Source organism: Anoxybacillus gonensis (assembly GCF_001187595.1).
GTDB classification, from domain to species: domain Bacteria; phylum Bacillota; class Bacilli; order Bacillales; family Anoxybacillaceae; genus Anoxybacillus; species Anoxybacillus gonensis.
Window position 1 is genome coordinate 1,051,700 of record NZ_CP012152.1, and the last position, 13,940, is coordinate 1,065,639.

The window sequence follows — 13,940 nt, forward strand, 5'->3', positions numbered from 1 at the left end:
AGGCGAATACCCTCACCCATTTTATCGAGGAGGGAATATAGATGGAAGTAACAGTCATTGGAGCAGGATTAGCAGGAAGTGAGGCGGCATGGCAACTCGCGAAGCGCGGCATTCGCGTCAAATTATATGAAATGCGCCCGGTGAAACAAACCCCTGCGCATCATACAGACAAGTTTGCAGAACTTGTATGCAGCAATTCTCTTCGCGCAAATACGTTAACGAATGCAGTCGGTGTATTAAAAGAAGAAATGCGTCGGTTAGATTCCGTCATTATGAAAGCAGCGGACTCTTGTTCCGTGCCCGCTGGTGGAGCTTTAGCTGTCGACCGTCACGAATTTGCGGCGAAAGTCACAGACATGGTAGCGAATCATCCGAATGTGACGGTTGTGCGCGAAGAAGTAACAACCATTCCAACAGGCCCAACGATTATTGCGACAGGTCCGTTAACATCGCAGCCGCTTTCGGAACAGCTTAAGGCGTTGACAGGGGAAGAATATTTATATTTTTACGATGCGGCTGCACCGATTGTTGAGAAAGAAAGCATTGATATGGAAAAAGTGTATATAAAGTCCCGCTACGACAAAGGGGAAGCAGCATACATTAATTGTCCGATGACAGAAGAGGAGTTCGAACGATTTTATGATGCGCTCATTTCTGCTGAAACAGTACCTTTAAAAGAGTTTGAAAAAGAAATTTATTTTGAAGGATGTATGCCAATTGAAGTGATGGCGCGACGCGGAAAAAAGACGTTGTTGTTTGGACCAATGAAACCTGTCGGCTTAGAAGATCCGCGTACAGGCAAACGTCCTTTTGCTGTCGTCCAGCTTCGTCAAGATGATGCTGCAGGAACGTTGTACAATATTGTCGGTTTTCAAACGCATTTAAAATGGGGGGCGCAAAAAGAAGTCATTCGCCTCATTCCAGGGCTTGAGCAAGCAGAAATTGTACGATATGGTGTCATGCACCGTAATACGTTTATTAATTCGCCGAAGTTATTAAAACCGACATATCAATATAAAGAAAGAGAAGATTTATTTTTTGCAGGACAAATGACCGGGGTCGAAGGATATGTCGAGTCAGCGGCATCAGGACTTGTGGCGGGGATCAATGCTGCGCACTATGTGTTCGGAAAAGAACTTGTCGTATTTCCACAAGAAACGGCCATTGGAAGCATGGCGCATTATATTACATCGGCGAATCCGAAACATTTTCAACCGATGAATGCGAATTTCGGTTTATTCGCACCGCTCGACGAGCCAATGAAAGATAAAAAGAAAAAGAATGAACGATATGCACAACGGGCATTAGAAACGATTCGGAATTTTTTAAAAAAATGGTGAAATTCGTTGCAAGAGCTACTAAATTGTGCTACTATTTAGTAGCTCTTGTGAGGTGATCGAATGGAAAATGTGAATTTTACGTTAAATTTGTTCATTGAATATTTACAAATAGAAAAAAATTATTCAGAATATACAATTGCGTGTTATAAGCATGATATTGGCGAATTTTTTGAATTTATGGAGCGCGAACAAGTTAAACAGTTGCAAGAAGTGTCTTACAGCGACGTTCGCTTGTTTTTAACAGAGCTTCATAAACGTCAGCAATCAAGCCGTTCGATTGCCCGGAAAATGTCGAGCTTGCGCAGCTTTTATAAATTTTTAATGCGGGAGAAAATCGTTTCTGAAAATCCGTTTGCGCTTGCATCGTTGCCGAAAAAAGAACAGAAAATTCCACATTTTTTGTATCCAGATGAATTAGAACAGTTGTTTGTTGTCAATGATTTGAATACAGCGATCGGTCAACGAAACCAAGCGATCATTGAACTATTATACGCAACAGGTGTTCGTGTAAGTGAATGTTGTAACATTCGCTTATCGCACATTGATTTCTCTGTATGTACCATTTTAATTTACGGAAAAGGAAATAAACAGCGATATGTCCCGTTTGGTACGTATGCAAAAGAAGCGCTTGAACGATATATACAAGACGGACGTCAGCAACTGGTAAGTAAAGCAAAAGCGCCAACGGATGTGCTTTTTTTAAATGCGCGTGGTGGAGCATTAACGCCAAGAGGGGTACGTCACATTTTAAACGACATCGTTGAACAAGCTGCCCTTTCTTTGAAAGTTAGTCCCCATGTGTTTCGCCATACGTTTGCGACGCATTTATTAAATGAAGGTGCTGATTTACGTTCTGTGCAAGAATTGTTAGGTCATGCGCATCTTTCGTCAACACAAGTGTATACACATGTAACGAAAGATCATTTGCGCCACGTTTATTTACATTCTCACCCGCGTGCATAAAAAGGAGGATGGGTTATGAGTCAATTTCATGCGACGACGATTTTTGCGATTCGCCATCAAGGAAAAGGAGCGATGGCGGGCGATGGTCAAGTAACGTTCGGCAATGCCGTAGTAATGAAACATACAGCGCGGAAAATTCGTAAACTTTTTCATGGCAAAGTGTTAGCTGGTTTTGCAGGCGCGGTAGCTGATGCGTTTACGCTGTTTGAAATGTTTGAAGGAAAGTTAGAAGAATACAACGGAAATTTACAACGGGCAGCGGTTGAGCTAGCGAAAGAGTGGCGGAGCGACAAAGTGTTGCGCCGATTAGAAGCGATGTTAATCGTCATGGATGCCACACATATGTTGCTCATTTCTGGAACAGGCGAAGTCATTGAACCAGACGATAACATTTTAGCGATTGGCTCCGGTGGTAACTATGCGTTAGCAGCTGGTCGGGCATTGAAGACGTATGCAGGTGAACATTTAACAGCGAAGCAAATTGCGGAAGCGGCATTAAAAGTAGCGAGCGATATTTGCGTGTACACAAACGATAGCATTATCGTTGAAGAGCTGTAGAGGAGGGAGCGGCATGTTAACGCCAAAACAAATTGTTGAAAAGCTTGATCAGTTTATCGTCGGTCAGCATGAAGCAAAAAAAGCGGTAGCGATCGCATTAAGAAATCGTTATCGCCGCAGTTTATTAGATGAAAAGTTGCGCGATGAAGTCGTGCCGAAAAACATTTTAATGATTGGACCGACGGGTGTTGGAAAAACAGAAATTGCACGTCGATTAGCGAAACTTGTTGGCGCTCCGTTCGTAAAAGTAGAGGCAACGAAATTTACGGAAGTCGGTTATGTCGGTCGCGACGTAGAATCGATGGTGCGCGATCTCGTTGAAACGTCTGTGCGCATCGTGAAAGAGAAAAAAATGAACGAAGTAAAAGAACAAGCAGAGCAATTAGCGAACAAACGGCTTGTTGAACTGCTTGTACCTGGGAAAACAAAACAGCCAATGAAAAATCCGTTTGAACTTTTGTTTGGTGGGGCAGTGGAACAACAAACGACAAACGGCAGCGAAGATCAACAACTCGCCGAAAGACGAAGACAAGTCGCTTGGCAATTGGCCAATGGGCAGTTAGAAAACGAAGTAGTGACGGTTGAGATCGAAGAGCAACAACCGATGATGTTTGACTTATTCCAAGGCGCTGGCATGGAGCAAATGGGCGTAAATATGCAAGATATGTTAAGTAGCTTTATGCCGAAAAAGCGAAAAAAACGAAAATTAAAAGTAAAAGAAGCGCGCCACGTGCTTGCGAACGAAGAAGCGCAAAAATTGATCGATATGGACGAAGTAACGCAAGAAGCGATTCGTCTAGCAGAACAATCAGGCATCATTTTTATTGACGAAATCGATAAAATTGCTCGGAAAGGGCAGGTTGGTTCATCAGCTGACGTTTCGCGTGAAGGTGTGCAACGCGACATTTTACCGATCGTTGAAGGTTCAACCGTCATGACGAAATACGGACCGGTCAAAACGGACTATATTTTATTTATTGCAGCTGGGGCGTTTCATATGGCGAAACCGTCCGACTTAATTCCAGAATTGCAAGGGCGTTTTCCGATTCGCGTTGAATTGATGAAACTTACCGTAGATGATTTCGTGAAAATATTAGTTGAACCGAACAATGCGCTTTTAAAGCAGTATATCGCTTTACTTGCTACAGAAGGTATACAACTTGAATTTTCTGACGATGCTATTCGTAAAATCGCAGAAGTCGCTTTTGAAGTGAATCAACAAACGGATAACATTGGTGCACGTCGCCTTCATACAATTATGGAAAAATTGTTAGAAGACTTATTGTATGAAGCGCCAGACGTACATCTTGAAAAGGTCGTTATTACTCCACAATACGTGGAACAAAAACTAGGGAACATTGTAAGAAATAAAGATTTAAGTCAGTTTATTTTATAAGGAGGATGCGATATGAACTTACTTGAAAAAACGAGAAAAATTAATGCGATGCTGCAAAATGCGGCTGGAAAGCCTGTGAACTTTAAAGAGATGGCAGAAACGCTTTGTGAAGTCATTGAAGCAAACATTTTCGTTGTGAGCCGTCGCGGAAAGTTGCTCGGCTTTGCTATTAAACAAACGATTGAAAATGAACGAATGAAAAAAATGTTAGCGGATCGTCAATTTCCAGAAGAGTATACGAAAAGCTTATTTAATATTACAGAAACATCGCCAAATCTCGATATTAATAGTGAGTATACGGCATTTCCGATTGAAAATAAAGACTTGTTTAAAAATGGCTTAACGACGATCGTGCCGATTATCGGTGGCGGGGAACGCCTTGGAACGCTCATTTTATCTCGATTAGATAAAGAGTTTCACGATGATGATTTAATTTTAGCTGAATATGGAGCGACAGTTGTTGGAATGGAAATTTTGCGTGAAAAAGCAGAGGAAATTGAAGAAGAAGCGCGCAGCAAGGCAGTCGTGCAAATGGCGATCAGCTCTCTTTCATATAGTGAATTAGAAGCAATCGAGCATATTTTCGAAGAATTAGATGGGACAGAAGGCTTGCTCGTTGCAAGTAAAATTGCTGATCGTGTCGGCATTACGCGTTCAGTCATTGTTAACGCACTTCGTAAACTAGAAAGTGCCGGAGTCATTGAATCTCGCTCGCTCGGAATGAAAGGAACGTACATTAAAGTATTAAACGATAAATTTTTAACGGAACTCGAAAAATTAAAACATCATTAAAAAAAGCAGGCATCTTTCTCGCAAAGATGCCTTTTTTGTTAAAGTATGTGAAAAATAGTCCATTCTTCCCTATATACATTCGACAAATAATTTTTTACAATAAAGATGGCTTTGTCGAACGGTGTCTGAATAAGGAGGAATATGCTGTGGAATTGTTTTCGAATACGTTCCAAATATTAGAACAAGGATTGAATTATTCATCATTAAAGCAAAGAGTGATCGCAAACAATATTGCAAATGTTGATACACCAAACTTTCAAGCGAAAGATGTTCAGTTTCGTAATGAATTTCAGCAAGCGTTACAAGCGTATCGTACCGATCCTCGTCACTTTGAGTTTAAAGGGCGCACAAACAAATTTTTCGTGACAACTAAAAATGATCTTGTTTACAATCATAATAAGAATAATGTCGATCTAGATAAAGAAATGTCAGATTTAGCAAAAAATCAAATGTATTATAACGCTTTAGTTGAAAGATTAAATGGAAAGTTTAACTCCTTAAGAACAGTCATTAAGGGGGGGAAATAATACATGTTTCAAAGTTTTAATGTGTCTGCCTCTGCGTTGACTGCTCAACGATTGCGCATGGATGTCATTTCAGCAAATATGGCGAACGTCGATACGACACGTGCCAAAATGGTCGATGGAAAGTGGCAACCGTATCGTCGAAAGATGGTTGTTATGCAACCAAACGAATCGTTTTCTTCTTTTTTGAATCAAGCGATGAACGAGCGATCAACAGGCGGGGTGAAAGTGACGAAAATTATCGAAGATCAGACTCCTTTCAAACTTGTGTATGATCCATCTCATCCCGATGCGGATGAAAACGGATATGTGCAGTTACCAAACGTCGATCCGTTGAAAGAAATGGTTGATTTAATGAGCGCCACGCGTTCATATGAGGCGAACGTGACGGTATTAAATGCCACGAAAGGGATGTTAATGAAGGCGTTAGAAATCGGAAAATAGGAGGAAAAATGATGATTGATCGCATTCAACGCGCATTGCCAGCCGCGCAGCCGCACTCGATAGAGCCTGCGAAAGCACAACAGGCGTTTTCACAATTTTTAAAAGAGGCGATAAATGAAGTAAATAGACAGCAAATTGAATCAGATCAGCTAACGACTAAGTTAGTGAAAGGAGAAAATATTGACTTACATACGGTCATGATTGCCTCTCAAAAAGCGAGTATTTCGCTTCAATTAGCTCTTGAAGTGCGTAACAAAGTGATTGAAGCGTATCAAGAAGTAATGAGAATGCAAGTATAATGACCTCAAGAGATAGCGGAGGAAGCGTATGAACGAACGATTAAAGCAAGTGATAGAACGATTTAAATTGTTTTGGAGCGAAAGAACAAAACAGCAAAAAGCTGTGACAATAGGACTAATTGGGGCGTTGATCGTCGCTGTTGCGCTCACTGCTTTTTTTGCGACGCGAACGAACTTTGTTCCTCTCTATAGCAATTTATCCCCGCAAGAAGCAGGGCAAATTAAAGCGACGCTTGATCAGCGGGGAATTAAGTCACAAATTACCGATAACGGTACGACGATTTTAGTGCCTGAACAGCTTGTTAACACATTAAAAGTTGAATTAGCCGCAGAAGGCATTCCTGATAGCGGAAGTATTGATTATTCATTTTTCGGAAAAAACTCTGGTTTCGGGATGACGGATAATGAATTTAACGTGTTGAAAATTGAGGCGATGCAAACGGAACTCGCTAATTTAATAAAAAGTATCGACGGGGTAGAAGATGCAAAGGTCATGATTAATCTACCCCAGCCGACCATCTTTGTTGGTGACCAACAGGAAGAGGCATCTGCGTCCATTGTGTTGAAAACCAAGGCGGGATATAAATTTAATGAACAGCAAATTAAATCGCTATATCACCTTGTTTCCAAAAGTGTGCCGAACCTTCCTACTGAAAATATCGTTATTATGAATCAATATTTTGAGTACTTTGATTTAAAAAATGAAGAAAATTTTTCGTCAGGCAAAACATTTGCTGAACAATATGAAGTGAAACAACAAATTGAGCGCGACATTCAACGCCGCGTCCAACAAATGTTAGGAACGATGATTGGACAAGATAAAGTTGTCGTTTCCGTTACAGCAGACGTGGATTTTACGCAAGAAAACCGTCAAGAAGAGCTTGTTGAGCCAGTCGATAAAGAAAATATGGAAGGCATCGCAGTAAGCGTCCAGCGCATTACTGAAACGTTTTCCGGCAAAGGAGCTCAAGCAGGTGGTACAGTAGGAACGGGAGAAAACGCCGTACCAGGATATGAAGGAGCAAATGGCGAGACAAACGGGGATTATGAGCGCATTGAAGAAACAATTAATAACGAGGTTAATAGAATAAAAAGAGAAATTGTAGCAAGTCCTTATAAAATAAAAGATTTAGGCATTCAAGTGATGGTTGAGCCACCAAAACCAAACGATCCGAATTCACTTCCTGCCCAGACGGTAGATGATATAACGAAAATTTTAGGTACGATTGTGCGGACATCAGTCGATAAAGATATGGCTCAGCAATGGACAGAAGCGGATTTACAGAACCGCGTCGTTGTTTCGGTCCAACCATTTAATGGGAAAGTGAAGTTTGACGAACAAACATCAATCATTCCGACATGGGCATATATTGTTGGTGGCGGAGTCATCGTGTTGTTGCTTGTTTTGATCATCTTTTTATGGTTGCGTAGAAGAAAAAGAGAGGAAATGGACGATTTATTATTACAAGAAGAACAAGTGGCCATACAAATTCCAGATGTAAATGAGGAAGTGGAGACAGAAGCAACGTTGCGCCGTAAACAACTAGAAAAATTAGCAAAAGAAAAACCAGAAGAGTTCGCTAAATTGCTAAGAACATGGTTAATGGAAGAGTAAAGGGGGGGATTGGATGGCAAAGCGCGATCAAAAAAGTGAATTAACAGGGAAACAAAAAGCGGCCATTCTCCTCATTTCGCTTGGCCCAGATGTTTCTGCATCTGTTTATAAACATTTGTCTGAAGAAGAAATTGAGCAGTTGACACTTGAAATTTCGAATGTTCGCCAAGTTGATGCCGAGAAAAAGGAATTCATTTTAGAAGAATTTCACCAGATCGCTTTAGCACAAGACTATATTTCGCAAGGCGGTATCGCTTACGCAAAACAAGTTCTTGAAAAAGCACTTGGTCCAGATCAAGCGATGAATATAATTAACCGTCTAACGTCTGCGTTGCAAGTACGTCCTTTCGATTTTGCTCGCAAAGCGGATCCGACTCAAATTTTAAACTTTTTACAAAATGAGCATCCTCAAACAATCGCTCTCGTGTTATCGTATTTGGATCCAGCGCAAGCAGGGCAGATTTTATCATCGTTGTCACAAGAAATGCAGGCTGATGTAGCAAGAAGAATTGCTCTTATGGATGGAACTTCACCAGAGATTATTAACGAGGTAGAGCAAATACTAGAAAGAAAACTGTCGGCGACAGTAGTCCAAGATTATACGCAAGCTGGTGGCATCGAAGCGGTTGTTGAAGTGTTAAATGGTGTTGATCGGGCAACTGAGCGCACGATTTTAGATGCGCTTGAAATTCAAGACCCAGAATTAGCAGAAGAAATTAAAAAGCGCATGTTTGTCTTTGAAGATATTGTTACACTTGATAATCGTGCTATTCAGCGTGTTATTCGAGAAGCAGATAACGCTGACTTGTTACTCGCATTAAAGGTATCTAGTGATGAAGTGAAAGAGGTTATTTTCCGAAATATGTCAAATCGTATGGCTGAAACGTTTAAAGAAGAGATGGAATTTATGGGACCAGTTCGCCTTCGCGATGTGGAGGAGGCACAATCACGTATCGTTGCTGTTATTCGTCGTCTCGAAGAAGCTGGAGAAATCGTTATTGCTCGAGGTGGAGGGGATGATATTATTGTCTAAATTGATTAAAGCCCCGTTTGCTAGAACGTGTACAGAACAACGAGCAGTCATTCAAGTGAGAAAAGTGTTGCCAGACGTGCAACAAGAGGAATATGAGCAACATGACGAAGCGATGACAGCACACGTACAAACGATCATTGAACAAGCAGAACAGGAAGCGGCAAACATTCGTCAAGAAGCCGATATGTATTACGCATCTGTTCAACAACAAATTGCGGAAGAACGAAGACAATGGGAAGAAGAACGAAATCGGTGGGTGAAGGAAGCGCGTCAAGAAGGATATACGATCGGGTTAGAACAAGGGCGCCGAGACGGATTTCAACAATACATGGAAAAGATCCAAGAAGCGAAACAAATCGTGCAATCAGCAAATGAACAATTTTATCACATGTTGCAGTCGGCCGATGAAACGATTTTGCTTATCGCGTGCAAAGTGGCGGAACGAATTATCGGTGAACGTCTCGCTGAAAATAAAGAACATTTTCTCGGTCTTGTCAAACAAGTCATGAAAGAAGTTCGTGAACATGAAGAAGTGAAAATGTATGTTCACCCGACTTACTACGATGTTGTCATTCGCCAAAAAGATGAGCTGAAAGCTTTATTTAGTCAAGATGTTCATTTATTTATTTACCCGGATGACACATTGGCTGAAACAAGTTGCATTGTTGAATCGCCTTTTGGTCGCATTGATGCAAGCGTTGACACGCAACTTGAGCAATTGAAGTTACAATTGCTCGAACGAATCGAGGGGGCAAGTGAATGAACTGGCAAGCACTCATCAATGAAATCGAACTGCTCGACCCGTATAAACGATTTGGTAAAGTGACGCGCGTCATCGGCTTAATGATTGAAGCAAAAGGACCAGAAAGTTCCATTGGGGATGTGTGCTACATTCATATTGGTCATAAAAAAAAGAAAAAAATTCAGGCAGAAGTTGTAGGCTTTCGTGACGAGTACGTGCTTTTAATGCCGTATGCAGCCGTTCAAGACATCGCACCAGGGTGCATTGTCGAAGCAACGGGTGCCCCGCTCGAAATCAAAGTCGGTTCAGCGCTTGTAGGACGTGTTATTGACGCATTAGGTGCTCCGCTCGATCATCAGCCGCTTCCGAAAGGGCTGACGGCTGTTCCGATCGATCGCCAACCGCCAAGTCCGATGACGCGTCCACCGATCGCGGAGCCCATTGAAGTCGGCGTGAAAATGATCGACAGTTTGCTTACGGTTGGAAAGGGGCAACGTGTCGGTATTTTTGCTGGGTCTGGCGTTGGAAAAAGTACATTAATGGGAATGATTGCCCGCAACACAAACGCTGATTTAAACATTATTGCTCTTATTGGAGAACGCGGACGTGAAGTGCGAGAGTTTATTGAACGTGACCTCGGTTCAGAAGGGTTAAAACGTTCCATTGTCATTGTTGCCACGTCCGATCAACCAGCGCTCATGCGCATTAAAGGGGCGTATACAGCGACAGCTATTGCCGAATATTTTCGAGATCAAGGATTGAACGTGATGTTTATGATGGATTCCGTTACACGCGTTGCAATGGCGCAGCGTGAAGTCGGACTAGCCGTCGGAGAACCACCGACAACGAAAGGATATACGCCGTCTGTTTTTGCTATTTTACCAAAACTGCTTGAGCGGACGGGAACGAATGAACACGGAACGATTACTGCTTTTTATACGGTGCTCGTTGACGGCGATGATATGAACGAGCCGATTGCAGATACAGTTCGTGGTATTTTGGATGGACATTTCGTATTAGAACGACAACTAGCAAACAAAGGTCAATATCCGGCAATTAACGTATTAAAAAGCGTCAGTCGCGTCATGAACTACATCGTAACGCCAGAACATCGAAAAGTAGCGGAAAAGTTGCGCGAGTTGTTAGCAACATACGTTCAATCTGAAGACTTAATTCAAATCGGTGCGTACAAACGAGGGTCATCGCGGGAAATTGATGAAGCGATTCGTTATTATCCAAAAATTATTTCTTTTTTAAAGCAAGATATGCACGAATCATACACAATAAACGAAAGCGTTCAACAGTTGTTTCAACTTATTGAACAAGGGTGAATAAACGATGACACCATTTAAATTAACAAAAATTCTAAATTTAAAAGAACATGAAAAACAAAAGGCGTTGCATGAATATGAAGAAGCACGTAACCGTTTTGAAGAGGTGGCGGAAAAACTATACCACTTCTTAAAGCAAAAAGAAGATTATGAGGAACAACATAAACAACAATTACACTCTGGGATAGCGATTCAACATATTCGTTCGTTTCAACAATTTATGAGCAATTTGCAACGCGTCATCGACCATTATCAACATCTTGTTATGCAAGCCCGTCAACAAATGGAGTTGAAACAACTGAAGTTAGTTGAATTAAATGTAGAAGTGAAAAAATACGAAAAAATAAAAAAGAGATATGACGAAATGGTTGCGACACAAATGCGAATCGCAGAACAAAAACAGATGGACGATATTTCAATACAGCAATATTGCTATCGAGAGACAAGGTGAACGTCAATGGGACAGTTTGAAAAAGAAGAGATGAAAAAAACAAGTAAGTTTCAATGGTTTCTTTTTGTCGGTTTTATCCCACTGTTATTTACACTTTCAATTGTTTTGCTCGTTTTAACATTCTCTGGTATTAACGTATTTGAACAAGGGAAAAAATATGCAAGTCAATTGCCGTTCGTATCGCAATGGATTGAAGGAACGGAAGCAAACGAAAAAAAGAAGCTGCAACAACAAATCGTTGAACTAAAGGCAACGATTGTTGAAAAAGAGAAGCAGCTGACAAAAGCGAACGATGTGCTTAAAGAAAAAGAATCAGAAATCGATGCATTGAAGCAAGAAATTGCTCGTTTGCAAACGGAAAACGAACAAGTTCAAGATCCAAGGTCGTCGATAGAGCAAACGAACGGTTCACGCGTTGATGTTGTAAAAATGTATGAAACGATGTCTCCGAAAAAAGCAGCAGAAATTATTCCACAAATGTCGGATCAAGAAGCAGTCAATTTATTGTCAAAGTTAAAAACAGATAAAGTTTCATCTATTTTAGAAAAAATGGACGCGGTAAATGCCGCAAAATATACGAGCTTGCTTGCGAAAAAAGCAAACAATTGAATTGAAAGGAGGTGGAAATGTGAACATTACGCCTGTTTCTCCGACAGTTTCATTTGTTGGACAAGACAAGCAAGGAGAAGTTCCAACGGGAGCTGAAAATGTGTTTGCCAGCGTGCTTGCATCATTGCAACAGTTAAAACAACCCGTTTCACAAAATAATTTTGAGCAACAAGAAAACACAGAGTTAATTGATTGGGGAGAATTGCAAAAATGGCTTTGTGAGCTTCCTATTTCCGATGGGTACGCAGATAGGCAAACATTATCCCATGAAATTATTCAATCGTTTCTTTCATTTTTGCCAGAACAAGCGAAAGAATATATCGTTGAACAATTTTCGACCTCTCAGGCTTTTGAAGAGATTTTTTCGCTAAAAGAAGGCCGAAATGAAGAAGTGGATGAGTTTATGCTTTTCATCGCGCTATTTCAGCTTGAGCAAAAGGGATGGTCGATCCCGGAGCAAGTGATGGAGAGCGTGCGTACATTGTTTAGTACCACATTTAAAGTGAACATCGGACAAAGTTGTACGATCAAAGAGATGTTGCAAAAGTTAATGGAAAATGAGCGCGCTTCTTTATCACTCGCCAGTAACGAGAAAACGGTACCTGATGTGAAACGACAGATGACTTTTGCCGGGACGTTGTTGCCAGAGCAACAAACGTGGCATACAGTTCAAAAAAATGTTATGCCCTTGTCAAAAAGTGAACAAATGATTGTTCATATGCCTGAGCATACATTCCAGGTCGCTCAACAAGTTACGGAAAAAGTTGTTCCGTTTGAAATGCAAACGATTGATACGACAAATGAAACCGCATTTGCAGCTCAACTAGATCGGGTAGTGCGCATGAGTAAGTTCACGCAGTTGAGAAACGGAGCACAACAGTTGCTTGTTCGCTTGCATCCTGAACATTTAGGTTTTATGACCATTAAACTTATTCAACAAAAAAATGGTTTAGTTGCTAAAATTATTACGTCGACAGAGATGGCCAAGCAACTAGTGGAACGCCATATCCATCAACTTTCTCATGTAATAGCTACAGATCGTATTACCGTTGAACAGTTTAACGTATTTGAACAAACAAAGTTTCGCGATCATTCATTCCAGCAACAGCAGCAACAGCAAAAACAGCAAGAGAAGCAAAAAGAAGAGAAAAGGCAACCAGATCAATCTTTTGATGAGTGGATAACAGAGTTGTTTCAATCGGAAAGGTAAGAGGTGATATGAATGACAGCGATTGATTCGAGTTTACTTTTGTCAAAGCGACAAGTTGAGCAACGTGAAACAGGGAGAAGCTCATTAGGAAAAGATGATTTTTTGAAAATTTTAATTGCTCAATTGCAACATCAAGATCCATTAAATCCAATAGAAGATCGTGAGTTTATTTCGCAAATGGCGAATTTTTCATCGCTTGAACAAATGATAAATATGTCAAATATGATGAGCAAATTTATCGAAACACAAACAGATACGTCAGAAAAACTTGTGACCACGTTAGATTCGTTACAAAAGTTGATTCAACAACAAGTAACTCCATCTCTTGCTCAGTATAGCGAATGGATTGGCAAAACAGTCACATGGGATGAACAAAGCGGAATTGTGAAAGCTGTCGTTCAAAAAGGAACGGAAGTATGGTTAGAGCTTGAACAAGGGGAAACCGTTTTAGCCTCTCGCGTCACAAAAGTGTCGCAATAAGTAAGCAAGGAAATGAATCGCATTCAATTTTTTACAAACTCTGCTTATCTTGCTGAAAAACAACGTGCAGTAGCTTTAACAAGGTATCAATCGTTCCGACATGTGCTTTTTTGGTTAAAAATAAGCAAGTATGCCCAACAGCTTTACAAGAAC

The 13,940-nt window shown here is 40.9% G+C and carries 16 protein-coding genes; all 16 read left to right on the forward strand.

All coding sequences use genetic code 11. The features are described from left to right. Positions 1 to 41 precede the first annotated feature (41 nt). The 16 genes from trmFO to AFK25_RS05680 all read left to right on the forward strand — a co-directional run bounded on the left by trmFO (position 42) and on the right by AFK25_RS05680 (position 13,787). Positions 42 to 1,340 carry an FADH(2)-oxidizing methylenetetrahydrofolate--tRNA-(uracil(54)-C(5))-methyltransferase TrmFO gene (trmFO, locus tag AFK25_RS05605; protein ID WP_035065871.1) on the forward strand — a complete coding sequence of 433 codons (1,299 nt, stop codon included), beginning with the start codon at positions 42 to 44 and terminating at the stop codon, positions 1,338 to 1,340. 60 nt (positions 1,341 to 1,400) lie between these two features. Then, the gene (xerC, locus tag AFK25_RS05610; RefSeq protein WP_019418406.1) at positions 1,401 to 2,303 is read left to right on the forward strand and encodes a tyrosine recombinase XerC; all 903 of its coding nucleotides are present in this window, start codon (positions 1,401 to 1,403) and stop codon (positions 2,301 to 2,303) included. A gap of 15 nt (positions 2,304 to 2,318) precedes the next feature. Continuing rightward, positions 2,319 to 2,861, forward strand: a complete 543-nt coding sequence (gene hslV, locus AFK25_RS05615) for an ATP-dependent protease subunit HslV (protein ID WP_009732878.1) — start codon at positions 2,319 to 2,321, stop codon at positions 2,859 to 2,861. A 13-nt stretch (positions 2,862 to 2,874) separates the two neighbouring features. Then, positions 2,875 to 4,257, forward strand: a complete 1,383-nt coding sequence (gene hslU, locus AFK25_RS05620; protein ID WP_035065868.1) for an ATP-dependent protease ATPase subunit HslU — start codon at positions 2,875 to 2,877, stop codon at positions 4,255 to 4,257. Between the two features lie 12 nt (positions 4,258 to 4,269). Then, positions 4,270 to 5,049: a GTP-sensing pleiotropic transcriptional regulator CodY gene (codY, locus tag AFK25_RS05625; RefSeq protein WP_019418408.1), complete on the forward strand. Its 780-nt coding sequence runs from the start codon at positions 4,270 to 4,272 to the stop codon at positions 5,047 to 5,049. A 146-nt stretch (positions 5,050 to 5,195) separates the two neighbouring features. Then, on the forward strand, positions 5,196 to 5,576 hold the full coding sequence (flgB, locus tag AFK25_RS05630; protein WP_035065865.1) for a flagellar basal body rod protein FlgB: 381 nt from the start codon (positions 5,196 to 5,198) through the stop codon (positions 5,574 to 5,576). A gap of 3 nt (positions 5,577 to 5,579) precedes the next feature. Beyond that, positions 5,580 to 6,017, forward strand: a complete 438-nt coding sequence (flgC, locus tag AFK25_RS05635; protein ID WP_019418410.1) for a flagellar basal body rod protein FlgC — start codon at positions 5,580 to 5,582, stop codon at positions 6,015 to 6,017. Positions 6,018 to 6,028: 11 nt separating this feature from the next. Beyond that, positions 6,029 to 6,316: a flagellar hook-basal body complex protein FliE gene (gene fliE / locus AFK25_RS05640; RefSeq protein WP_019418411.1), complete on the forward strand. Its 288-nt coding sequence runs from the start codon at positions 6,029 to 6,031 to the stop codon at positions 6,314 to 6,316. Between the two features lie 28 nt (positions 6,317 to 6,344). Beyond that, positions 6,345 to 7,931: a flagellar basal-body MS-ring/collar protein FliF gene (fliF, locus tag AFK25_RS05645; RefSeq protein ID WP_019418412.1), complete on the forward strand. Its 1,587-nt coding sequence runs from the start codon at positions 6,345 to 6,347 to the stop codon at positions 7,929 to 7,931. A gap of 13 nt (positions 7,932 to 7,944) precedes the next feature. After that, positions 7,945 to 8,964, forward strand: coding sequence for a flagellar motor switch protein FliG (gene fliG / locus AFK25_RS05650; protein ID WP_019418413.1), 1,020 nt, complete (start codon positions 7,945 to 7,947; stop codon positions 8,962 to 8,964). Continuing rightward, positions 8,948 to 9,727: a flagellar assembly protein FliH gene (gene fliH, locus AFK25_RS05655; protein WP_019418414.1), complete on the forward strand. Its 780-nt coding sequence runs from the start codon at positions 8,948 to 8,950 to the stop codon at positions 9,725 to 9,727. The genes fliG and fliH overlap by 17 nt, the downstream gene beginning before the upstream one ends. Then, on the forward strand, positions 9,724 to 11,037 hold the full coding sequence (gene fliI / locus AFK25_RS05660) for a flagellar protein export ATPase FliI (RefSeq protein ID WP_019418415.1): 1,314 nt from the start codon (positions 9,724 to 9,726) through the stop codon (positions 11,035 to 11,037). Before fliH ends, fliI begins: the two co-directional genes overlap by 4 nt. Positions 11,038 to 11,044: 7 nt before the next feature. Next, on the forward strand, positions 11,045 to 11,488 hold the full coding sequence (gene fliJ, locus AFK25_RS05665) for a flagellar export protein FliJ (protein WP_019418416.1): 444 nt from the start codon (positions 11,045 to 11,047) through the stop codon (positions 11,486 to 11,488). Positions 11,489 to 11,494: 6 nt separating this feature from the next. Next, entirely contained in the window at positions 11,495 to 12,097 is a 603-nt protein-coding gene (locus AFK25_RS05670; RefSeq protein ID WP_019418417.1) for a MotE family protein, read from the forward strand. A gap of 19 nt (positions 12,098 to 12,116) precedes the next feature. After that, positions 12,117 to 13,307 (forward strand): flagellar hook-length control protein FliK, encoded by a 1,191-nt coding sequence (locus AFK25_RS05675; protein ID WP_035065861.1) that lies wholly within the window; start codon positions 12,117 to 12,119, stop codon positions 13,305 to 13,307. 12 nt (positions 13,308 to 13,319) lie between these two features. Next, positions 13,320 to 13,787: a FlgD family protein gene (locus tag AFK25_RS05680; protein ID WP_019418419.1), complete on the forward strand. Its 468-nt coding sequence runs from the start codon at positions 13,320 to 13,322 to the stop codon at positions 13,785 to 13,787. Positions 13,788 to 13,940 lie beyond the last annotated feature (153 nt).

Bases quoted from the DNA above. Each gene is read 5' to 3' on its own strand.
- codY (WP_019418408.1), top strand. From the start codon at position 4,270: ATGAACTTACTTGAAAAAACGAGAAAAATTAATGCGATGCTGCAAAAT.
- hslV (WP_009732878.1), top strand. From the start codon at position 2,319: ATGAGTCAATTTCATGCGACGACGATTTTTGCGATTCGCCATCAAGGA.
- fliI (WP_019418415.1), top strand. From the start codon at position 9,724: ATGAACTGGCAAGCACTCATCAATGAAATCGAACTGCTCGACCCGTAT.
- fliG (WP_019418413.1), top strand. From the start codon at position 7,945: ATGGCAAAGCGCGATCAAAAAAGTGAATTAACAGGGAAACAAAAAGCG.
- fliH (WP_019418414.1), top strand. From the start codon at position 8,948: ATGATATTATTGTCTAAATTGATTAAAGCCCCGTTTGCTAGAACGTGT.
- AFK25_RS05680 (WP_019418419.1), top strand. From the start codon at position 13,320: ATGACAGCGATTGATTCGAGTTTACTTTTGTCAAAGCGACAAGTTGAG.
- trmFO (WP_035065871.1), top strand. From the start codon at position 42: ATGGAAGTAACAGTCATTGGAGCAGGATTAGCAGGAAGTGAGGCGGCA.
- xerC (WP_019418406.1), top strand. From the start codon at position 1,401: ATGGAAAATGTGAATTTTACGTTAAATTTGTTCATTGAATATTTACAA.
- flgC (WP_019418410.1), top strand. From the start codon at position 5,580: ATGTTTCAAAGTTTTAATGTGTCTGCCTCTGCGTTGACTGCTCAACGA.
- fliF (WP_019418412.1), top strand. From the start codon at position 6,345: ATGAACGAACGATTAAAGCAAGTGATAGAACGATTTAAATTGTTTTGG.
- hslU (WP_035065868.1), top strand. From the start codon at position 2,875: ATGTTAACGCCAAAACAAATTGTTGAAAAGCTTGATCAGTTTATCGTC.
- fliE (WP_019418411.1), top strand. From the start codon at position 6,029: ATGATTGATCGCATTCAACGCGCATTGCCAGCCGCGCAGCCGCACTCG.
- AFK25_RS05670 (WP_019418417.1), top strand. From the start codon at position 11,495: ATGGGACAGTTTGAAAAAGAAGAGATGAAAAAAACAAGTAAGTTTCAA.
- fliJ (WP_019418416.1), top strand. From the start codon at position 11,045: ATGACACCATTTAAATTAACAAAAATTCTAAATTTAAAAGAACATGAA.